A 20,688-nucleotide genomic window follows, 5' to 3' on the forward strand; every position below is an offset into this window, starting at 1 on the left:
CTGCGCACGGATTCGTGTGCCTTTGCCTGTCGATCCCAGAATCCCCTGTCATGGACCTCTCCGTCGTCATCCCCGTCTACAACGAACAGGACAACATCCAGCCGCTGGTGGACGAGATCCGCGCCGCGCTGGAGGGCGTGCTGGACTACGAGGTCGTCTATGTCGACGACGGCAGCACCGATGCCACCCTGGAACGGCTGCGAGCGGCCCGCGCCGGCTTGCCGCGGCTGCGCATCCTGCGTCATGCCGAGAGCTGTGGCCAGAGTACCGCGGTGCGCAGCGGGGTGAAGGCGGCGCGGGCGCCCTGGATCGCGACCCTGGACGGTGATGGTCAGAACGACCCGGCCGACATCCCGCGCCTGTACCGGGCGGCGACCGCCGAGGACGCGCCGCCGGACCTCTGGCTGATCGCCGGCTGGCGCCGCCGCCGTCAGGATTCGCCGCTGAAGAAGTTCTCCTCCCGGGTCGCCAATGCCGTGCGCAGCCGCCTGCTGCACGACGACACGCCGGACACCGGCTGCGGGCTCAAGCTGTTCCGCCGCGATGGCTTCCTCGAACTGCCCTACTTCGACCACATGCACCGCTTCCTGCCGGCGCTGGTGCTGCGCGCCGGCGGCCAGGTGCGTTCGGTGGAGGTCAACCACCGGCCCCGCCAGCGGGGGGTCAGCAAGTACGGCCTGCACAACCGGCTGTGGGTGGGTATCGTCGACCTGTTCGGCGTCATCTGGCTGCAGCGCCGGGCGCGGCGGCCGCAGCTCTCGGAAGTCGATTGACCGCCCGGTGTTGAAGCCCCGCGTCATCCTCAAGGGCCTGCTGGTGATCGGCGTGCTGGTGCTGGCCGGCTACCTGCTCAACGGCCTGATCGACACCGCCTGGATCGATGCCCACGTGCGCGGCCGCGGCCCGGTCGGGGAGCTGCTGTTCATCGTCGCCGGCGGGCTGCTGATCACCTTCGGCCTGTCGCGGCAGGTGATCGCCTTTCTCGGCGGTTATGGCTTCGGTTTCGTCGAGGGTAGCCTGCTCGGGCTGCTGGCGGCGGTGCTGGGCTGTGTCAGCGCCTTCTATGTCGCGCGCTGGCTGGGCCGTGGCTGGGTGTTGCGCCACTACTCGGGGCGGGTGCGCCGCATCGATGGCTTCATCCACGACAACCCCTTCTCCATGACCCTGCTGATTCGCCTCTTGCCGGTGGGCAGCAACCTGCTGGTCAACCTGGCGGCCGGGGTGTCCAGCGTGCGCAGCCTGCCCTTCTTCCTCGGTTCGGCGCTGGGCTACGTCCCGCAGACCGCGGTGTTCGCGCTGATCGGCAGCGGCATCAGCGTCGACCCCCTGTTCCGCATCAGCGTGGCGGTGGCGGCCTTCGTCCTCTCGGCGCTGCTCGGTGTCTATCTCTACCGCCGCTACCGCCACGGCCGTCACCTCGACCGGGAACTGGAGGCGGAGCTGGGTGCGGTCGAGGAGACGGCGGGCGACTGAGGACCGGCGCCGGCCGGCCGCTTGGGGTACACTGCCGTCGCCATGACGCCCCCCGCTCCGCACAACCCGCCCTGGTCCTGGCCGGCGCTGGCCGCGCTCTGGCTGCTGGTGGTGGTCACCGCCCTGCTGCTGCGGCCGCTGCTGCCGGTCGACGAGACCCGCTACGTCAGCGTTGCCTGGGAGATGTGGCTGCGCGGCGACTTCCTGGTGCCGCACCTCAACGGCCAGACCTATGCCCACAAGCCGCCGCTGCTGTTCTGGCTGATGCAGGCCGGCTGGGCGCTGTTCGGCGTCAACGACTGGTGGCCGCGGCTGGTGGCGCCGCTGGTGGCGCTGGCCAATCTCTGGCTCACCGCTTCGCTGGCGCGCCGCCTCTGGCCACGGCAACCGGCGATCGCCGCCCAGGCCCCCTGGTTGCTCTTCGCCATCCTGCTCTGGACCGGTTTCCAGACCCTCACCCAGTTCGACATGTTGATCGTCTTCTGCACCCTGCTCGGTCTGTTGGGGCTGCTGCAGGCGGGGCAGGGCGAGGCGCGTGGCTGGTGGCTGTTCGGTCTGGCCATCGGCCTCGGCATCCTCGCCAAGGGGCCGGTGATCCTGCTGCATCTGCTGCCGGCGGCCCTGGCCGGTCCCTGGTGGGCGCCACGCCCGGCGGGCGGCAGCTGGCGCTGGTACCGGGGGCTGGGCGCCGGCGTGCTGCTCGGCGCTGCCATCGGCCTGGCCTGGGCGGTCCCCGCCGGCATCGCCGGTGGCGAGGCCTACCGCCATGCCATCTTCTGGGGACAGACCGCCAACCGGGTGGTCAACTCCTTCGCCCACCGCCAGCCCTGGTGGTGGTATCTGCCGCTGCTGCCGCTGATGCTGCTGCCCTGGTCGCTGTGGCCGCGGCTCTGGCGGCGCGGCGCCGCTGCGCTCGCTGGGGAGGGCTGGGCGCTGCGCTTCCTGCTGGCCTGGCTGCTGCCGGTGTTCATCGCCTTCAGCCTGGTCAGCGGCAAGCAGGTGAAGTACCTGCTGCCGCTGTTCCCGGGCCTGGCCCTGTACGCCGCCTGGCGTCTCGACCGGCTGCCGGCGCCGGCCCGCGAACCGCGCGCCTGGCTGGGCCCGGCCATGCTGCTGGCGCTGGCGGCAGCGCTGTTCCTGGCACCGTCGCTGTTGCACCCGGAGCGGGCGCCCTGGCTGGCGGAGATTTCGCCGCTGTGGGGACTGGCACCGCTGCTGCTGGCCGTGGCCCTGGCCGGCGTGCGGCCGCGCAGCCAGCTCCAGTCGCTGGCCCTGACCGCCACTGCCAGCGCCCTGGTGATCGTCGTGCTGCATCTCGCCGTGCTGCGGGTCGCGGCACCGGCCTACGACCTGCGACCGCTGGCCGGGCGTATCCACGCGCTGCAGGCGGCCGGCCGGCCGGTGGCTCATGTCGGCAAGTACCATGGCCAGTTCCAGTTCCTCGGCCGGCTGCGTCGGCCGCTGGCGGTGGTGCCGGAGTGGGAGGCGCTGGACTGGGCGCGGGCCCATCCCGACGGCTATCTGGTGCTCTACAACAGCGACTGGAAGGGGCCGAAACAGGGCGCGGAATACGTCCAGGACTATCGTGGGCAGGCCGACGACCTGGCGCTGTGGTCGGCCTCGGCGCTGCTCGCCGCGGCAGAGAGGGCGCCCTAGGGGTGGTAGAATGTCGCACCCCATGACGAGTGACCGCCCCATGACCGCTGAACCCGCCGCCGAGCACCTGCCTGCCCTGCGTCTCAAGAAACGCGAGGAGCGCCGGCTGCGCGCCGGTCATCTGTGGGTCTACAGCAACGAGGTGGATACGGCGAGGACCCCGCTGTCCGCCTTCGAGCCGGGGCAGCCGGTGGAGATCCAGCAGGCCGGCGGCAAGCCGCTCGGTACCGGCTACGTCAATCCGCATTCCCTGATCTGCGCACGCCTGGTGAGCCGCGATCCGCGTCATGTCCTCGGTCGCTCGCTGCTGGTGCACCGCCTCAACATCGCCCTGGCGCTGCGCGAGCGGCTGCATGCGACGCCCTGCTACCGCCTGGTGTACGGCGAGAGCGACGGTCTGCCGGGGCTGGTGGTGGACCGCTACGGTGACTGGCTGTCGGTGCAGATCGGCACCGCCGGCATGGAGCGCGTGCGCGATGCCGTGGTCGAGGCGCTCGACAAGGTGCTGCGTCCGCGGGGCATGGTGCTGCGCAATGACGCGCCGGTGCGGGAGCAGGAAGGACTGGAACGCTATGTCGAGGTCCTCGGCGAGGTGCCGGAGACGGTCGAGTTGGTGGAGAACGGCTGCCGCTTCCGGGTCTCCTTGCACAGCGGCCAGAAGACCGGCTGGTTCTACGACCAGGCCGACAACCGGGCGCGGCTGGCACGCTATGTCCGCGGGGCGCGTGTGCTGGACCTGTTCAGCTATGTCGGTGGCTGGGGTATCCAGGCGCTGCGCCAGGGTGCCGCCTCGGCGCTCTGTGTGGACGCTTCGGCCGAGGCGCTGGCGCGTGTGGCCGAGAATGCCGGCCTGAACGAGGTGGCGGCCCGGCTCGAGACGCGCCGCGGCGATGCATTCGAGGTGCTCAAGGCGCTGCGCGAAGAGGGGGAACGCTTCGACGTGGTGATCTGCGATCCGCCGGCCTTCATCAAGCGGCGCAAGGATCTGAAGGTCGGCAGCGAGGCCTACCAGCGGCTCGCCCAGCAGGCCATGCAGCTGCTCACCCGTGACGGGCTGCTGGTCAACTGTTCCTGCTCCTTCCACATGCAGGCGGACAGCTTCCAGAAACTGACCCTGCGCGCCGCCCGCCACCTGGGCCGCGAGCTGCAGTTGCTGGAACGTGGCCAGCAGTCGGCCGACCACCCCGTGCACCCCGCCATTCCCGAGACCGACTACCTGAAGGTCCTGTTCTGCCGGGCGCTGGCCGGCTGAGGGGTCCAATGCCATGTTGAGATATCCGAACATCGACCCGGCCGTGTTCCGCATCGGCGACTTCGCTGTCCACTGGTATGGCCTGATGTACCTGATCGGTTTCGTCGCCGCCTGGTGGCTGGGCCGGCTGCGGGCCCGGCGTCCCGGTACCGGCTGGCGGGAGGAGGAGATCGCCGATCTGCTGTTCTACGGCGCCCTGGGGGTGATCCTCGGCGGCCGCATCGGCTACATCCTGTTCTACAATTTCGCTCTCTTCCTGGAGGACCCGCTGGTGCTGCTGCGCATCTGGCAGGGCGGTATGTCGTTTCATGGCGGCCTGCTCGGCGTGCTCATCGCCATGTGGCTGTACGGCCACAAGACGGGGCGCAGCTTCTTCCAGGTGACGGACTTCATCGCCCCGCTGGTGCCCATCGGCCTGGGGGCGGGGCGGATCGGCAACTTCATCAACGGCGAACTCTGGGGGCGGCCCACCGACCTGCCCTGGGGGATGGTGTTCCCCTTCGTCGACCAGCAGCCGCGCCATCCCTCGATGCTCTACGAGGCCCTGCTGGAGGGACTGGTACTGTTCCTGCTTCTGTGGTTCTATTCCGCGAAACCCCGCCCCACCATGGCGGTCTCCGGGCTGTTCCTCTGCGGCTATGGCGTGTTCCGCTTCGCCGTGGAATTCGTGCGCGAGCCGGACGCCCACATCGGCTACCTGGCCGGCGGCTGGCTGACCATGGGCCACCTGCTGTCGGCGCCGATGATCCTGGCCGGCGTGCTGCTGATGGTGGCGGCCCAGGCCCGGGCGGAGAAGGCGGCGGACAGCCAGGGCAGCGAGCGATCATGAAGGCCTATCTCGATCTCATGCGCCATGTGCGCGAACAGGGCACCCGCAAGGAGGACCGCACCGGTACCGGCACGCTCAGCGTGTTCGGCTATCAGATGCGCTTCGACCTGAGCGAAGGTTTTCCCTGCGTCACCACCAAGAAGCTGCACCTGCGCTCCATCATCCACGAGCTGCTGTGGTTCCTGCGCGGCGACACCAACATCAAATACCTGCACGACAACGGCGTCACCATCTGGGACGAGTGGGCCGACGAGAACGGCGACCTGGGGCCCATCTATGGTTATCAGTGGCGCTCCTGGCCGGCCGCCGACGGGCGGCACATCGACCAGATCGCCCAGGTCATCGAGCAGATAAAAAACAATCCGGACTCGCGGCGCATCATCGTCAGCGCCTGGAACGTCGGCGAGATCGACAACATGGCGCTGCCGCCCTGCCATGCCTTCTTCCAGTTCTACGTGGCCGACGGCCGGCTGTCCTGCCAGCTCTATCAGCGCAGCGCCGACATCTTTCTCGGCGTGCCCTTCAACATCGCCTCCTACGCCCTGCTGACCCTGATGATGGCGCAGGTCTGCGGTCTCGAGCCCGGCGACTTCGTGCATACCCTGGGTGACGCCCACCTCTATCTCAATCACCTGGAGCAGGCCGACACCCAACTCGCCCGCGAACCCTTCCCGCTGCCGACCATGAAGCTCAACCCGGACGTCAGGGATCTGTTCGACTTCCGCTTCGAGGATTTCGAGCTGGTGGGCTACCAGTGCCACCCGCACATCAAGGCGCCGGTGGCGGTATGAGCCGCCCGATCCTGTCGCTCATTCTGGCCATGGACCGTAACCGGGTGATCGGCAAGGACAACGCCCTGCCCTGGCACCTGCCTGCCGATCTGCAGTACTTCAAGCGCATGACCATGGGCAAGCCGATCCTGATGGGCCGCAAGACCCACGAGTCCATCGGCCGGCCGTTGCCCGGGCGGCAGAACATCGTGATCAGCTCCAATCCGGCCTTCGAGGCGCCCGGCTGCACGGTGGTGCATTCCCTGGACGAGGCCCTGGAGGCGGCAGGCGGGGCCGGGGAGATCATGGTCATCGGCGGCACCCGGCTGTTCGAGCAGGTGCTGGACCGCGCCGACCGCATCTACCTGACCCTGATCGACCATGCCTTCGAAGGCGACACCTGGTTTCCGGAGCTGGACGCGGGCTGGGTGGAGGTGTCGCGCGAGGATCATGCGCCGGACGAGAAGAACCCCTGGCCCTACAGCTTCATCCTGCTGGAGCGGGGCTAGGGCCGGGATTCAGCCACTGCAGGGCGTCTTTCCGGTCGCGGAACACGTAAACCTCGATGGGCAGGTCGTCGGCATAGGCCTCGAACATCCGGCACAGCCCGAAGTAGAAATCGCGCGGGGCGACCAGCGCCAGCCGGTAGCCGGAACCTCGCCGTGCGATGTGTTCGCGGGTCAACTCGGCGAGCTTCTCCATCTCCCTGCTGCCCGGCTCGATGCCCTCGACCAGGCTGAAATCCCAGAGGACGTTCATATCCGGCCGGAAAGCGGGGTCCTGCAGGGTCTCCTTCCAGGCGGCCTGGATATCCGGCAGCCCGATGATTCCACTCACGGTGTTGGTGACCAGCCCGGTGGCGGGATCGATGAGCGTTTCTATCGTCATGGGCGGCTCATGGTGCGCCGCCTCAGCGGGCGGCGGGTTCCGCCATTCTTGCACAGGTCGCTGCGGCGTCAAGGGTTCCGTGCCGACCCGCCATCGCCCTTGAAATCCCTTCCCCCTGCCACCATCTGATCGGTGCCGTTCCTGTCCGCCCGGCAAGGGCCGGGCAACGACCGATTTTTGTCGATTGGTGATTTTCTGCTCGTTCGGGAGGATTGCTTCGATGAAGATTGCCCAGGTTGCCCCCCTCCACGAGAGCGTGCCGCCGCGCACCTACGGCGGCACCGAGCGCGTGGTCTCCTATCTCACCGAGGCGCTGGTCGATGCCGGCCACGAGGTGACCCTCTACGCCAGCGGTGACTCGCGCACCCGCGCCAGGCTGGTGCCGGTGGTGGCGGAGGGGCTGCGGCTGGCGCCGGAACGGCGCGACCCGCTGGCCAGCCACGTGCTGCTGATGGATCGCGTGCTGCGCGACGCCGACCGCTACGACATCGTCCACTTCCACACCGACTACCTGCACTTCCCCCTGGTGCGCGCCCTGTCCCTCCCCCACGTCACCACCCTGCATGGTCGCCTCGACCTGCCGGAGCTGGGCCCGCTGTACCAGGCCTACCACGACCTGCCGGTGATCTCGATCTCCGACGACCAGCGCCGGCCGCTGCCGCAGGCGGGCTGGCTGGCGACCGTATACAACGGCTTGCCGGCGGATCTGTACCGCTTCGGGTCCGGTGACGGTGGCTATCTGGCCTTCCTCGGCCGCATCTCGCCGGAGAAGGGCATCGAGCGGGCACTGGCGATCGCCAAGGCCGCCGGCCTGCCGCTGAAGGTTGCCGCCAAGGTCGATGCCGTGGACCGGGAGTACTACGAGACGGTGGTGGCGCCGCAGATGGACCACCCGCTGATCGAGTTCATCGGTGAGATCGGCGAGTCCGACAAGGGCGCCTTCCTGGGCGCGGCGCGTGCCCTGCTGTTCCCCATCGACTGGCCCGAGCCCTTCGGCCTGGTGATGACAGAGGCCATGGCCTGCGGCACGCCGGTGATCGCCTGGCGGCGCGGTTCGGTGCCCGAGGTCATCGAGGAGGGGCGCAGTGGGTTCATCGTCGACAGCGTCGATCAGGCCGTGACGGCACTGGGGCGGCTGGATGACATCGACCGCCGCGACTGTCGCCGCGCCTTCGAGGAACGCTTCACCGCGGCGCGCATGGCGCAGGACTACGTGGCTACCTATCGCACCGCCCTGGCGCAGCATCGGCAGCCGCGCCTGGCGGTCTGAACCCGCTGGAGGTGCCGTGGAAGACGTCATCGAGGTCAACGACCAGGTCTACGTGCTGGCCGGCTCGTCTCGGGCCGACGATCGCACGCGCGTGCTCAAGCAGGACGAGACCTTTGCCGTGCACGACCGCTTCGGCGACTTTCAGCGCCTGGGACTGGGTGAACAGGGGCTATTCCACCAGGGTACCCGCCATCTGTCCTTCCTGGAACTGAGGATCAATGGTCAACGGCCGCTGCTGCTCAACTCCTCGGTGAGCGAGGACAACCGCGAGCTGATCGTCGACCTGACCATGCCCGAGCTGGCCGCCGCCGGCTGGCACATGCCCGGTCACAGCCTGCATATCCTGCGTCGCAAGCTGCTCTGGGAGGGGACGCTGCACGAGTCGGTGCGCCTCTACAACTATGGTGAGCACAGCCTGGAGCTGGATCTGGAGCTGGCCTTTGCCGCCGACTTCGCCGACATCTTTGAAGTGCGCGGTCTCAAGCGGGCGCGCCGCGGCGAGCTGTTGCCGGCAGAGATCGGCAAGCGTGAGGTGCGCCTCGGCTACCGGGGCCTCGATACTGTGGAACGTTACACCCGGTTGAGTTTCAACCGTGACCCGCTGGAGCTGGAGGCCGGTCGTGCCCGTTTCCGACTGCGGGTCACTCCACGCCACTGCGTGGAGCTGAATCTGGCGCTCGGCTGTGAGGCCGGGGAGGCGAAGGGCGGCCGTCTCAGTTTCGCCAAGGCCGCGCGCCGCAGCGCCGAGCGGCTGGCGGCGGAACATGCCGGGGTGGGTCGGGTGTTCACCTCCAACGAACAGTTCAACGACTGGCTCAACCGCTCTGCCGCCGATCTGCGCATGCTCACCAGCCAGACCCGCGAGGGTCCCTATCCCTACGCCGGCGTGCCCTGGTTCAGCACCCCCTTCGGCCGCGACGGTCTGATCACCGCCTTGCAGTACCTGTGGCTGGCACCGGCCCTGGCGCGCGGCGTGCTGGCCTTCCTGGCTGCCCGCCAGGCCACCGGCCTGGATCCGGCGCGTGATGCCGAGCCGGGCAAGATCCTGCACGAGCTGCGCCGTGGTGAGATGGCGGCGCTGGGCGAGATTCCCTTTGGCCGTTACTACGGCAGTGTGGATTCCACACCCCTGTTCCTGGTGCTGGCCGGCGCCTACTACGAGCGCAGCGGTGACCGGCCCTTCCTCGAGGCCATCTGGCCGCATCTGGAGGCGGCCCTGGCCTGGATCGACGACTACGGCGACAGCGACGGCGATGGCTTCGTCGACTACCAGCGCCACGCCGAGCGGGGATTGGTGCAGCAGGGGTGGAAGGATTCGGACGACTCGGTATTCCATGCCGACGGCTCGGACGCCGAGGGGCCGATCGCCCTGTGCGAGGTGCAGGGCTATGTCTATGCCGCCAAGCGCAGCGCGGCGCGGTTGGCGGTACTGTTCGGCGAGCACGGCCGGGCCGAGGCGCTGGAACGCCAGGCCGCCGACCTCAAGCGGCGCTTCAACGAGGCCTTCTGGGTCGAGGAACTCGGGACCTATGCCCTGGCCCTGGACGGCGATGGCCGGCCCTGTGCGGTGCGTGCTTCCAATGCCGGCCATGCCCTGTTCAGCGGCATCGCCAGCCGGGAATATGCACGCCAGGTGGCCCATGTCCTGCTCGATGAGCACAGCTTCAGCGGCTGGGGGGTGCGCACCCTGGCGCAGGGGGAGGCTCGCTACAACCCCATGTCCTACCACAACGGTTCGGTGTGGCCGCACGACAACGGCCTGATCGCCGCCGGCCTGGCGCGCTACGGTTTCCGCGACGAGGCGATGCGCATCATGACCGGTCTGTTCGATGCCAGCATCGACCTCGACCTGCACCGGCTGCCGGAACTGTTCTGCGGTTTCCGCCGGCGTCCCCACCAGGGCCCGATCCGCTATCCGGTGGCCTGTTTGCCCCAGGCCTGGGCCAGTGGCGTGGTGTTCCAGCTGTTGCAGGCCTGCCTGGGACTGCATTTCTCGGCCGAGAGCCCGCAGGTGCGCTTCGATCATCCGCAGTTGCCGGACTACCTGCATCGCATCCACATCGACAACCTCCGCGTCGGCGGCGGCGTGGTGGAGCTGGAACTCACCCGGCATGCCAACGACGTCGGTATCAACGTGCTGCGCAAGGAGGGGGCGGTGGAGGTCGCGGTGGTGGTCTAGCTAGCCCGGATATTGCACCAAGGATTCGCCCTGGAACTCGAATCCTTCGTGCAATAGGTGGACTAGCTAGCCCCCGCGGGCGCGGCCAGCCGTGGCACATGTGGCGGGCATGGCCGCGGATCCTGGCCGATCGCGGCCGGGAGGCCGCTCCTACGGGGGGCATGGCGGCACAAGGGGGCGGCGTGGTTCAGGCCGCGATCGACTCACAACGACTGGGGCATCCCCATCCTGCCGCCTCGCCAGACCCCGGGCCATGGAACGAACCCTGGTCTCGGGGATTAACCCGCGGGCGCGGCCAGCCGTGGCACATGCGGCGGGCATGGCCGCGGATCCTGACCGATCGCGGCCGGGAGGCCGCTCCTACGGGGGGCGTGGCGGCACCCTGGTAGGAGCGGTCTCCAGGCCGCGATTGGCGTGGTGTTGACAGACTCCTGGCCCGCCTATTGCGCCAGGGATTCGATGCTCAGGACGAATCGTGTGAGGGTACGCCGCCCGTGAGAGCGCCATCGCTCAGTCATCGCCAGGGCGCAGGGCGCCGGGACAGTCGATCTGCAGCCACCGGGGCGGGCCGTCAAGACGCAGGGCGGTGAGTTCCCCGCCCCACAGGCAACCGGTGTCGAGCGGGAATACCCCCGGCGCCCGCACCCTGCCCAGCGTTGACCAGTGGCCGAAGAGGATGTTCAGCTCGCGTGACCGCCGCTCCTCGATCTCGAACCAGGGACGGTAGGGTGGCGGCTGGCTGCCGGGCGGCCCCTTGTAGGCCAGGCCGAGGGTGCCGTCGGGGGTGCAGTAGCGCAGCCGGGTGAAGCAGTTGGTGATGAAGCGCAGGCGGTCCCAGCCCTCCAGTGCCGCGTCCCAGCGGTCTGGCCGGTCGCCGTACATGACCTCGAGGAAAGCGGAGCAGGCATCGCCGCGCAGGACCGCCTCCATCTCCCGGGCGCAGGCCTGGGCGGTGGCCAGGTCCCACTGCGGCGGCAGGCCGGCGTGGATCAGGGTGTAGCCGAGTTCCGCATCGTGGTGCAGCAGCGGGCGCTGGCGCAGCCAGTCGATGAGTTCATCCCTGTCGGGTGCTTCCAGGATGGGGTGCAAGGTGTCCTTTTTCTTGATGTGCTCGGTATGGTAGGCGCCGGCCAGCAGGTGGAGGTCGTGGTTGCCGAGTACGCTGACGGCGCGATCGCCCAGCTCGCGCACGAAGCGCAGGGTCTCCAGCGACTGCGGGCCGCGGTTGACCAGGTCGCCGGCGAACCACAGCCGGTCATCGGCCGGATCGAAGCGCAGCCGCTCCAGCAGCCGCTGCAGCTCAGCGAAGCAACCCTGGATGTCGCCGATGGCATAGACGGCCATGAGAATCTGCTAGGGCCTGTTAACAGGTCCTAGTGCAGGACGCGCGGCACGGAGAGGCTGAAGGCCGGGATCTCGGCGTCGAACTCCACCCCCTCGTCGTCGACCATGCGGTAGCTGCCGCGCATGCTGCCGACGTCGGTCTCCAGCAGGGTGCCGCTGGTGTACTGGAAGCTCTGGCCGGGCTGCAGCCGGGGCTGCTCGCCGACCACGCCCTTGCCGCGCACCTCCTGCTGCTTGCCGTTGCTGTCGGTGATCAGCCAGTGGCGCGACAGCAGCCGGGCCGGCAGCTGGCCAGCGTTGTGGATGGTGATGGTGTAGGTGAAGACATAGCGGTCCTGGGCGGGATCCGACTGTTCCTCGACATAGTCGGTCTCGACGCTGACCTGGATGTTGTGGGTCGAGGGATTGTTCATGTTGAAGGCTTTGTGTGGACGATTCACTCTAGCCCGCATATTGCACGAAGGCGGCCTTGAAAGCGTAATTTTTCGGTATTTATCAAGGCAGTAATTCCCTATGCGAGCAATTGTGCCCTGTTACAGTTTGTGCCTATTCGAGTTCAGACCAAATCTGGCGTCGCATTTTGCCCGATCCCTCTTGAACCCTAGCTACGGCTATGCTTCGGCGGGCGATCGAACAAGCTGCTTGGCCAGATTCGCCCTGAAACTCGAATCCTTCGTGCAATATCCGGGCTAGCCGCACATCCTAGCATAGGCTGGCCAGGCGCGCGGCTTGCCTCAGGCGCTGGCCAGGGCGGCGGCCAGACGCGCGGCACCCAGCAGGCCGGGGTCGGGATGGAGAATCAGCCGCAGCGGAATGTCGCGCAGCAGCGGCTGCATGCGTCCCTTGGCGAGGAAGGCCTCCAGGAAGCGCCCGTCCTGCAGCGCCGGTGCCAGGCGGCGGCTGACGCCGCCAGCGATGTAGAGGCCGCCGAAGGGCAGGCAACCGAGGGCCAGGTTGCCGGCCTGGGCGCCGTAGATACGGACGAATTCCTCCAGGCTGCGCACCGCCAGGGGGTCGCTGCCCTCCAGGGCCAGGCGACCGATGGCCGGAGCGGCATCGCCGGCACGGCGGGCCGCCTCGACCTCGGTAGAGGCCGGTTGGCCGAGGCGCTGTTCGAAGAAGGCGTAGAGGGCCGCCAGTCCTGGTCCGGAGAGCAGGCGCTCGACCGAGACATGCGGGCCGTGGCGGGCCTGCAGGGCATGCAGCAGTTCGCACTGCAGGCTGTTCTGGGGTGCGAAGTCGACATGCCCGCCCTCGGTGGCCAATACCTGATAACCCTCGCCATCCCAGACCATGAGGCTCACCCCGAGGCCGGTGCCGGCGCCGATCAGGGCGCGGGGGGCCCGGGGCCGCGGCCGGCCCTGCTGCAGGATGGCCAGATCCCCGTCGCTGAGGACATCCAGGGCATGGCCGATGGCCTCAAAGTCGTTGACCAGGCGCAGCTTGCGAATGCCGCTGGCGGTGGCCAGGGCGCGGCTGTCGAGCTGCCAGGGGAGGTTGGTGGTGTCGACCTGCTGCTGCCCGTCCCGGTCCTGGACCGGCCCGGCGATCGCCAGGCAGGCGGCCTCGGGCGCGGTTCCGCAGCGGGCCAGGAAGTCGGCCAGCAGGGGCTCGAACCGAGGGTAGTCGCGGCTCGGGTAGCTGTACTCGCAGCGGCTGTGCGGCCAGCCGTTCTCCAGGGTGAAGAGCTGCAGGCGGCAGTGGGTGCCGCCGATGTCGCCGGCCAGCAGTCCGGGGGGGCTCAAGGCTGCAGACCCTCGGCCGCGGCGGCATCGAGCAGCCACTGGACCTCGCCGCCGGGGCGGATGGCGGCCACCGGTAACGCAGGGGCGCCCGTTTCCGGCTCCCGGAACAGACGGTGCACGATGGGTGCCTTGTCGCTGCCGGCGACCAGGAACAGCAGGCCACGCGCCGCTTCCAGCACCGGGTAGGTGAGGGTCAGGCGCCAGCTCTGCAGCCGTTCCACGTACACCGGCGCCACCAGGCGCTGGCGTTCCTCCAGTACCGGGGTGCCCGGGAAGAGTGAGGCGGTGTGGCCGTCGGGTCCCACGCCGAGCAGGGCCAGATCGAGGCGCGGCAGGCCGTCTTCCCGGGGCAGGCAGCGGTTCAGCAGTTCGGCGTAGCTGGCGGCATCCGTCTCGATCCGTTCCGGCCGGGCTCGCATGGGGTGGATCTGTTCCCGGGGGATGGGGACCCGTGACAGCAGGGCCTCTTCGGCCATCCGGTAGTTGCTGTCCGCATGGTCGGGGGGCACGGCGCGCTCGTCGCCGAAATAGACGTGGATGTGGCTCCAGTCGATGGCCTCGGCAAAGGGGGACTCGGCCAGCCGTCGGTAGAGACGCCGCGGCGTGCTGCCGCCGGCGAGGGCGATGTGGAAGGCGCCGCGGGCGCGGATCGCCGCCCGCGCCGCCTCGTCGATCCGCCGGGCGGCGGCCTCCGCCAGCGCCTCCGGCGAGGGCAGGACGCTGACCTGACGGGGGTCGGTGATGTGCATCCTGGAGGTCTCCATTGTCTGGTCGGGCCTGCAAGAGACAAGTGTTGCACAAAGCCGCGGGGCTGGAAATGCACCGCGGAGCCGGCGGCTGCAGCAGGGGGGCTGGCGCAGTACACTATTAACCCGGCAACTAACATATGCCGTGTTCAGCCGTCGTGTGCCTGCCTGCGGCAAGGCATCGAAACGCCGCTGTAGCATGCCTACGGCAAGGTTCGATAACGCCGTCCGCAGGCAGGCACACGGCGGCCGAACCCATTGAATCATGGAATGACCGGGGCTTCAGGCCTGTCCCGGTCCGGCGTTCCGGCCCTTGACAAGGAGACCGACCCTTGCCGGCGGGCCGCGCCTTGTCCCGGAACAGGCCTGAAGCCCTGAACACGGCATATGTTAGTTGCCGGGTTAATAGCCATCACGAAACCCGCAAAGGAGATACTCCATGTTCCTGAAACATGTACCGACCGGCGACCTGGTCGAGGTGCTCGACCTGGATGCCCTGTTCGATCCCTGCAAGGAGGCGGTGAGCGGTCGCTTCCACGCCGGCGAGGAGTTGCAGGACAGCAGCCGCTTTGCCAAGTCGGAACTGGCGTTCCCCTCCGGCGAGGCCTTGCCGGCCTGCTGGATCGACGTCGACTACAAGGCGCACGGCTGATACCCCAGATCACCGCCGTGTGACGGCGTTCTCGGTAACTATCAGCAGCTTGGCGCAGGATGGACTCAAGTTTCCGGTATTGGGCCCGATCCTTGCAATCATCGGGACCAAAGGGCCGATGCCTGAGCCAAGAGAGGATAGTCCGATGCGTCACCATCATTTCCGCAGGCTGGATCCCCTGCTGTTGCTGGCCGTGCTGGTCGGGGTGGGTGTGGTGCTCACCACCTCGGTGCATGCCGCGGCGCCGGGGGATGCAGAGACCGAGCAGGCGCTGCGCCTGGGCGGTGCCCGTCTGGCCCTGCAGCCCGTCCAGGGGCTGGCCGAACAGCTCGACATCCAGTGGTTGAACCAGGCCGTGACCCGGCCGGAGCTGGAACGCCTGGTGCGGGGCGGGCAGCTCGATCTGGGGCAGCCTTTCGGTCGCAAGGGCGTGCAGATGGGGCTCAGCTGGTCGGAACCGGCCGAGGTGCGTCGCCAGCGGCGTGTGCTGGATGCGGTCGGTACCGGTGCCATCCCCGAGCAGGCCTCGGGCCTGTATTTCTCGATCAGCCGTCGCTGGTAGTTTCTGGAAGTCAGAAGTCAGAAGTCAGAAGTCAGAAGCGCTAGCCGCTAGCCGCGGATGCGCACCGCCAGCACGTCGCAGGGCGCGCCGTGCAGGATGCCGTTGGCCGTCGACCCCAGCAGCCGGCCGATGCCATGGCGGCCATGGCTGCCGATCACGATCAGATCGATGGCCTCCTCGCTGGCGATACGCAGGATCTCATGGCGGGTGGGGCCGATCTCCACCCGGCGCTCGATGTCCTGGATCCCCTCCAGCTCGGCGGCGATGGCCTCCAGCCGTGCCTCAGCTACCTCGACCAGCTGCCTCTCCAGTTCCACGTCGCTGGGCAGCACCAGCTCGTCGGCCAGTTCCATGGGCAGGAATTCGACGACATGCACCAGGGTCAGGCGGGCGGCGTTCTGGCGGGCCAGTGCACCGGCCCGCTCGGTGACCTGGCGGTGGTCCGGCATGAAGTCGACGGCGGCCAGAATGTGGGTGTAATCGGACATGGATGGCTCCCGGGTTAGCCGGGAGTATAGCAGCCGGCGGCAAGACGCTCAGTAGCTGTTGCGGCGGCCGACGTCCTGCACGAATTCGGTGTCGGAGAAGGGGTCGCTGGGGGCGAACTTGATGGCCAGGGCGAAGATGGCCACGACCAGGCCGATACCGGCGAGGGCCATGAGGCTGTCGATCAGTCGCTGTCTGCTGCGCTTGTTCATGAACGCTCGTCTGTTCGTGTCACATGGGCGGCGCCGGTTCAGGGCCGAGGCCTGAACCGGGCCGTGTTGCTCTATGAGCTGTTTCGGCCCCGCAGGACGATCCTTGAACCGCCTCAGTGGCCGGCGGCCCGGTTGGCGAGGGTGGCGAAGGCCGCCAGATCGAGCTGTTCGGCCCGCACCTGGGGGTCGATGCCGCAACTGCGGATAGCGTCCTCGTCGAGCAGCCCGCGCAGGGTGTTGCGCAGGGTCTTGCGGCGCTGGGCGAAGGCCTGTTGCACCAGACGGGCAAACAGCGCCTCGTCCGGGACTTCGACCGGCGGCTGCGCGTGCGGGACCAGCCGCACGAAGGCCGAGTCCACCTTGGGCGGGGGGCGGAAGGCGCCGGGGCCGATGAGGAACAGTGGCGTCACCGCACAGCGGTACTGGATCATCACCGACAGCCGACCGTAGGCCGGGGTGCCTGGGGCGGCCGCCATGCGCTCCACCACCTCCTTCTGCAGCATGAAGTGCATGTCTTCAAGGCAGCGGGCCTGCTCCAGCAGATGGAACAGCAGGGGGGTGGAGATGTTGTAGGGCAGGTTGCCGACCAGACGCAGCCGCCGTCCCCCCGCGAGGGCGCAGAAGTCGGTGCGCAGGGCATCCTGGTTGTGCACGCTCAGCTCGCCACGGCCGCGGGCCCGTTCCGCCAGCGGGCCGACCAGGTCGCGGTCCAGCTCGACCACCTGCAGCCGACCGCAGGCCTCCAGCAGGGGCAGGGTGATGGCCCCCTCGCCGGGGCCGATCTCCAGCAGCGTCTCGCCGGGTTGCGGATTCACCGCCTCGACGATGCGCCGGATGATCTCCGGGTCGTGCAGGAAGTTCTGGCCGAAGCGCTTGCGGGGGCGGTGGCTCATCAGCCCGTGCTATCGCGATACTCCACGTAGGCCTCGTCGCGCAGCCGCCGCAGCCACAGCTGCAGCTCCTCTTCCGTCTTGCGCTTGCGGATGATCTCGCGGGCCCGGGCGCGGCGCAGGTCGGCGGTGCTGTCATGGCTGCGCCGTTCCAGCACCTGGATCAGGTGCCAGCCATAGCGGGTCTTGATCGGTTCGCTGATCTCCCCGGGCTGCAGCTTGCGCATGGCCTCCTCGAAGCGCGGTACCAGCTCGCCGGGGCCGACCCAGCCGAGATCGCCACCCTTGGCGGCCGAGACCTTGTCCTGGGAATGTGAACGGCACAGGGTGTCGAAGTCGTCACCGTTCTCGATGCGCTCCTTGAGCTGTTCCAGGCGTTGGCGTACCTCGGCCTCGGAATGCATCGCATCCGGGCGCAGCAGGATATGGCGGACATGCGTCTGGGTGATCACCCGGCGGTCGTCACCGCGTACCTCGATCAGCTTGATGATATGGAAACCGCTGGAGCTGCGGATCAGGTCGCTGACCTCGCCCGGCTTCATGTCCCGGATCCGGTCGGCGAACAGGCTCGGCAGCTGGGAGGGCTTGCGCCAACCCAGGTCGCCACCCTCCAGGGCGCGCTGGCCATTGGAGTAGGCCACCGCCAGCTTGGCGAAGTCGGCGCCCTGGCGCAGCTTCCGCAGCACCGACTCGGCCCGCTGGCGGACCTCGCGCAGCTGGTCCGGCGAGGCGGCCTCGGGGCTGGCGATAAGGATGTGGGCGATGTGGTATTGGCGGCTCTGGTCACCCCAGGCGGCTTCATTGGCGAGCAGGTTGTCGACCTCCTGCTCGGAGACGTTGACCCGGTTGCCGATCAGCTGCTGGCGCAACCGGCTGATCCGCAACTGGTTGCGCAGTGCCTCGCGGAAGGCGGCATAGGACTGGCCGTCTTCCTCCAGCACCCGGCGGAATTCGTCCAGGGTCATGCCATTGCTGCGCGCGATGTTGCGCAGGCTGGCGTTCAATGCCTCGTCGTCGATCTTGATGTTGCTGCGTTCGGCGAGCTGCAGTTGCAGCTTGTCCAGGATCAGACGCTCCAGCACCTGCTTGCGCAGCTGGTCCTCGGGGGGCAGCTGGGTGGCGCGTTCGCGCAACTGTTCACGCACCAGCTCGAGCTTGTGCTGCAGTTCGCTCTCCAGCACCACGTCGTCGTTGACCACGGCAACGATACGGTTGAGCGGCTGCACGGCCGCCTGGGCCAGGCCGGCGAGGAGCAGCAGGGCGAGGAGGAGCGGAGAAAGAAGATGTCTGTTCATGCGATGCTTCAGGGATAGGTCCGGTAACCAAGGATATCATTTTGCAGCAGTTCGGAGATCGGGTCGCCGAAACTGGTCAGCCCCTTGAGCTCCAGTTGCAGCAGCAGGCTGTTGTTGCGCCGGCCCTGGGTGTCGTTGATGTAGCTGCGGCCGAGGATGCGGAACACCCAGCAGCAGCTCTCGTATTCCAGGCCACCCAATCCTGTCAGTAAGAGTCGGTCGGGCAGGGAATAGTTCCAGCGGGCGACCAGGTGCCAGCGCGGAGTCAGGTGCCAGAAGGCCGAGGCGTCGACCTGCTCCAGACGGTCGCGGCGGTAGCGATAGGTCAGGTTGAGGCTGTGCCGGGCATCGGGCTGGTAGCGCAGGCGCAGGCTGCCGCGTTCGTTGCGCGTGCTGCGCGGGTCCCACTGCAGGCCGCTGCTCAGCGTCCAGCCGCCCTGCAGGGCGAGGTCGAGCAGCGCCACCAGCTTGGAGTTGCTGCGTTGTTCCACCGGATCGCCGCTGCGCAGGATCACCTCGCGGTCGCGGAAATAGAAGATCTCGCCCAGGCTGAGGCGCAGTAGCTGACGGCCGCTGGCCGGGTCCAGCAGCCGGCTGCTCAGGGCCAGGGTGAGCTGGTTGGCGTCGCCCTGGCGGTCGGCGCCGCTGAAGCGGTTGCTGGCGAACAGCTGCTGGTAGCTGAAATCGCGCAGCCCGGTGTCGAACAGCGGCAGGTCGAGCTGGTCGCGTTTCGGCACGAACAGGTAGAAGGCGCGTGGTTCCAGGGTCTGCAGCAGCGAGTGGCCGAACCAGCGGCTGTCGCGTTCCAGGAACAGGCCGCCATCCAGGCTGGCGATGGGCAGGGTCCGGCTGGGGCTGTCGGGATCGCCGGGGGCGGTGTTCTGCAGGCTGTAGCGGGTGTGGCGCAGCGCCAGCCTGGGGGTCAGGTACCAGGCCGCGTCGCCGAGCGGCAGGGCAGCCTCGGGGCGCAGGTCGAAGCGAGTGCCGGTGACGGCGGCGTCCTTGTCGAAGCGCACGGCCTCGGCGTCCAGGCGCAGCTCCAGGCCATAGGGGCGGCTGGCCGGCTGGCCGCGGAACAGGATCTGCGGCAACCGCTTGTAGGGGCGGTTGCTGGCGGCGATGGTGCGGTCGACGGTCTGGAAGTCCTCCAGCCGCCCGGTGAGGTTCCAGCCCCGGGCGCTGTAGCTGAGCTCGCCGACGCGCCGGATGTGGGTGGTGGCGGACAGTCCCAGGTTGTCGCCGAGATCCTCGAAATACTCGGCGTCGGAGACGTTCTTGAAATCGAGCTTGATACCGATCTGCCGCGTCGGCCGGCCGCTGTGGCGCAACGAGAACAGGCTGCGGGTCTGGTTGCCGAAGGCCTTGTCGGAGGGCAGGTACTCGAGGTCCAGCCGGCCCTCGCCATGACGCTGCAGATAGCGGTATTCGCCGCGCAGCTGTACCCCGCGGTCGCTGAGCAGACGCGGGGTGATGGTGGCATCGCGGTTGGGGGCGATGTTCCAGTAATAGGGCAGGCGGACGTCGGCGCCGGACTCGTCCGAGCGGCCCCAGCTGGGGACCAGGAAACCGGACTTGCGCCGGTCGTCGAGCGGAAAGCTCATGAAGGGGGTGTAGAAGACCGGGATCTCGGCGAGCTCCAGGATCACGTGCCTGGCGCGACCCACCCCCTTCGCCTCGTCCAGCTTCACCTCCCGGGCCTTCAGCCGCCAGGCCTCGGCGCCTTCGTCGCAGGTGGTGTAGGTGGCCTGTTCGAAGCGTTTCCGGGTGCGGCTGTCCTGGTAGGCGATGCGTGCGCTGCCGCGTGCATAGCGGCTGAACAGGTCGTAGCGCACGTCCTCGATCTCGCCCCGGTCCTCGTCCAGCAGCAGATGGGCACGGCTGCCCTCGATGCGCAGGCCGGGTTCCTCCAGCAGCACATGGCCCTCGGCGTCGGCGGTGCCCGCGGCCTCGTCGTAGCGCAGCCGGTCGGCGCGCAGCCGCTGGCCGCTGCGTTCGATGCGGGCATCGCCGCTGAGCAGGTAGCGGGTGCCCTGCTCGATCCGTGCCTGCCTGGCATCGAGGCGCGTCTCCACCTGCTCCGGCCCGGGCAGCGGGGCGCTGAGCCCAGGGCGGCGGCGGCACAGGAGCTGGCGCTGGCTGGGCAGGGAAGGGGTGGCCACAGTGGGGGATGCCTGGACCAGGGGGCGGGCAGCCGCCTGGGTGCCGGCGGGCGGGGTCCTGGCCGGGGTGGTTGCCGCGGCGGCTGCCGGCGCAGCCGTGCGCGCGGCGGGGGCCGCGGCAGGTGTCTCGCCGGCCGGTAGGCAGCGCCAACGGCCGGTAGCGTCGGTCTGACACTGCCAGGCCGGTGCCGGGTCTGCGGCGAGGGCGGGCAGGGCCACCAGGGCCAGCCACAGGGGAAGGGATCTGCTTGTCGTCACGCGTTCTCTGGCCGGCCCCGGT

General features: G+C 68.6%; 21 protein-coding genes. 11 read left to right on the forward strand and 10 right to left on the reverse strand.

Going from position 1 to position 20,688, the window contains the following annotated elements:
* Nucleotides 1–50: 50 nt before the first annotated feature.
* Genes QVG61_RS02020 through folA form a run of 7 tightly spaced genes read left to right on the forward strand, consistent with a single transcriptional unit; the run spans nucleotide 51 to nucleotide 6,489 of the window.
* Complete coding sequence (locus tag QVG61_RS02020; RefSeq protein WP_289931652.1) at nucleotides 51–773, forward strand: glycosyltransferase family 2 protein; 723 nt, start codon at nucleotides 51–53, stop codon at nucleotides 771–773.
* A 7-nt stretch (nucleotides 774–780) separates the two neighbouring features.
* A complete protein-coding gene (locus QVG61_RS02025; RefSeq protein WP_289931653.1) occupies nucleotides 781–1,473 on the forward strand; it encodes a VTT domain-containing protein in 693 nt (230 codons plus the stop codon).
* A 42-nt stretch (nucleotides 1,474–1,515) separates the two neighbouring features.
* Entirely contained in the window at nucleotides 1,516–3,129 is a 1,614-nt protein-coding gene (locus tag QVG61_RS02030) for a glycosyltransferase family 39 protein (protein WP_289931654.1), read from the forward strand.
* Nucleotides 3,130–3,169: 40 nt separating this feature from the next.
* Nucleotides 3,170–4,381 (forward strand): class I SAM-dependent rRNA methyltransferase, encoded by a 1,212-nt coding sequence (locus QVG61_RS02035; RefSeq protein ID WP_289931655.1) that lies wholly within the window; start codon nucleotides 3,170–3,172, stop codon nucleotides 4,379–4,381.
* 13 nt (nucleotides 4,382–4,394) lie between these two features.
* Entirely contained in the window at nucleotides 4,395–5,210 is an 816-nt protein-coding gene (gene lgt / locus QVG61_RS02040; RefSeq protein ID WP_289931656.1) for a prolipoprotein diacylglyceryl transferase, read from the forward strand.
* A complete protein-coding gene (locus QVG61_RS02045; RefSeq protein ID WP_289931657.1) occupies nucleotides 5,207–6,001 on the forward strand; it encodes a thymidylate synthase in 795 nt (264 codons plus the stop codon). The genes lgt and QVG61_RS02045 overlap by 4 nt, the downstream gene beginning before the upstream one ends.
* Complete coding sequence (gene folA / locus QVG61_RS02050) at nucleotides 5,998–6,489, forward strand: type 3 dihydrofolate reductase (protein ID WP_289931658.1); 492 nt, start codon at nucleotides 5,998–6,000, stop codon at nucleotides 6,487–6,489. The genes QVG61_RS02045 and folA overlap by 4 nt, the downstream gene beginning before the upstream one ends.
* On the opposite strand, the gene QVG61_RS02055 is transcribed toward folA, so the two are convergent.
* Complete coding sequence (locus QVG61_RS02055; protein ID WP_289931659.1) at nucleotides 6,467–6,868, reverse strand: hypothetical protein; 402 nt, start codon at nucleotides 6,866–6,868, stop codon at nucleotides 6,467–6,469. The genes folA and QVG61_RS02055 overlap by 23 nt on opposite strands.
* A 220-nt stretch (nucleotides 6,869–7,088) precedes the next feature.
* On the opposite strand from QVG61_RS02055, the gene QVG61_RS02060 reads away from it, so the two are divergent.
* A complete protein-coding gene (locus QVG61_RS02060; RefSeq protein ID WP_289931660.1) occupies nucleotides 7,089–8,138 on the forward strand; it encodes a glycosyltransferase family 4 protein in 1,050 nt (349 codons plus the stop codon).
* 16 nt (nucleotides 8,139–8,154) lie between these two features.
* Nucleotides 8,155–10,317 (forward strand): amylo-alpha-1,6-glucosidase, encoded by a 2,163-nt coding sequence (locus tag QVG61_RS02065; protein WP_289931661.1) that lies wholly within the window; start codon nucleotides 8,155–8,157, stop codon nucleotides 10,315–10,317.
* A gap of 510 nt (nucleotides 10,318–10,827) precedes the next feature.
* On the opposite strand, the gene QVG61_RS02070 is transcribed toward QVG61_RS02065, so the two are convergent.
* The 4 genes from QVG61_RS02070 to pgl all read right to left on the reverse strand — a co-directional run bounded on the left by QVG61_RS02070 (nucleotide 10,828) and on the right by pgl (nucleotide 14,155).
* The gene (locus QVG61_RS02070) at nucleotides 10,828–11,661 is read right to left on the reverse strand and encodes a symmetrical bis(5'-nucleosyl)-tetraphosphatase (protein ID WP_289931663.1); all 834 of its coding nucleotides are present in this window, start codon (nucleotides 11,659–11,661) and stop codon (nucleotides 10,828–10,830) included.
* A gap of 29 nt (nucleotides 11,662–11,690) precedes the next feature.
* On the reverse strand, nucleotides 11,691–12,074 hold the full coding sequence (apaG, locus tag QVG61_RS02075; RefSeq protein ID WP_289931664.1) for a Co2+/Mg2+ efflux protein ApaG: 384 nt from the start codon (nucleotides 12,072–12,074) through the stop codon (nucleotides 11,691–11,693).
* 321 nt (nucleotides 12,075–12,395) lie between these two features.
* A complete protein-coding gene (locus QVG61_RS02080; protein ID WP_289931665.1) occupies nucleotides 12,396–13,406 on the reverse strand; it encodes a glucokinase in 1,011 nt (336 codons plus the stop codon).
* The gene (gene pgl / locus QVG61_RS02085; RefSeq protein WP_289931667.1) at nucleotides 13,403–14,155 is read right to left on the reverse strand and encodes a 6-phosphogluconolactonase; all 753 of its coding nucleotides are present in this window, start codon (nucleotides 14,153–14,155) and stop codon (nucleotides 13,403–13,405) included. Before pgl ends, QVG61_RS02080 begins: the two co-directional genes overlap by 4 nt.
* Before the next feature lie 436 nt (nucleotides 14,156–14,591).
* Between pgl and QVG61_RS02090 the strand changes: the two genes are divergently transcribed.
* Nucleotides 14,592–14,804 carry an acetyltransferase gene (locus QVG61_RS02090; protein ID WP_289931668.1) on the forward strand — a complete coding sequence of 71 codons (213 nt, stop codon included), beginning with the start codon at nucleotides 14,592–14,594 and terminating at the stop codon, nucleotides 14,802–14,804.
* A 145-nt stretch (nucleotides 14,805–14,949) separates the two neighbouring features.
* Nucleotides 14,950–15,366: a hypothetical protein gene (locus QVG61_RS02095; protein ID WP_289931671.1), complete on the forward strand. Its 417-nt coding sequence runs from the start codon at nucleotides 14,950–14,952 to the stop codon at nucleotides 15,364–15,366.
* A gap of 47 nt (nucleotides 15,367–15,413) precedes the next feature.
* Here the strand turns inward: QVG61_RS02095 and QVG61_RS02100 are convergent, their stop codons facing one another.
* The 5 genes from QVG61_RS02100 to lptD form a co-directional block, all read right to left on the reverse strand.
* Nucleotides 15,414–15,854, reverse strand: coding sequence for a universal stress protein (locus QVG61_RS02100; RefSeq protein ID WP_289931673.1), 441 nt, complete (start codon nucleotides 15,852–15,854; stop codon nucleotides 15,414–15,416).
* A 48-nt stretch (nucleotides 15,855–15,902) separates the two neighbouring features.
* A complete protein-coding gene (locus QVG61_RS02105; RefSeq protein ID WP_289931675.1) occupies nucleotides 15,903–16,064 on the reverse strand; it encodes a hypothetical protein in 162 nt (53 codons plus the stop codon).
* A gap of 113 nt (nucleotides 16,065–16,177) precedes the next feature.
* Nucleotides 16,178–16,957, reverse strand: a complete 780-nt coding sequence (rsmA, locus tag QVG61_RS02110) for a 16S rRNA (adenine(1518)-N(6)/adenine(1519)-N(6))-dimethyltransferase RsmA (RefSeq protein WP_289931676.1) — start codon at nucleotides 16,955–16,957, stop codon at nucleotides 16,178–16,180.
* The gene (locus tag QVG61_RS02115; RefSeq protein ID WP_289931677.1) at nucleotides 16,957–18,249 is read right to left on the reverse strand and encodes a peptidylprolyl isomerase; all 1,293 of its coding nucleotides are present in this window, start codon (nucleotides 18,247–18,249) and stop codon (nucleotides 16,957–16,959) included. The genes rsmA and QVG61_RS02115 overlap by 1 nt, the downstream gene beginning before the upstream one ends.
* Nucleotides 18,250–18,257: 8 nt before the next feature.
* Entirely contained in the window at nucleotides 18,258–20,666 is a 2,409-nt protein-coding gene (gene lptD, locus QVG61_RS02120) for an LPS assembly protein LptD (protein WP_289931678.1), read from the reverse strand.
* Nucleotides 20,667–20,688 lie beyond the last annotated feature (22 nt).

This window comes from Thiohalobacter sp. IOR34 (assembly GCF_030406045.1).
GTDB lineage: Bacteria > Pseudomonadota > Gammaproteobacteria > Thiohalobacterales > Thiohalobacteraceae.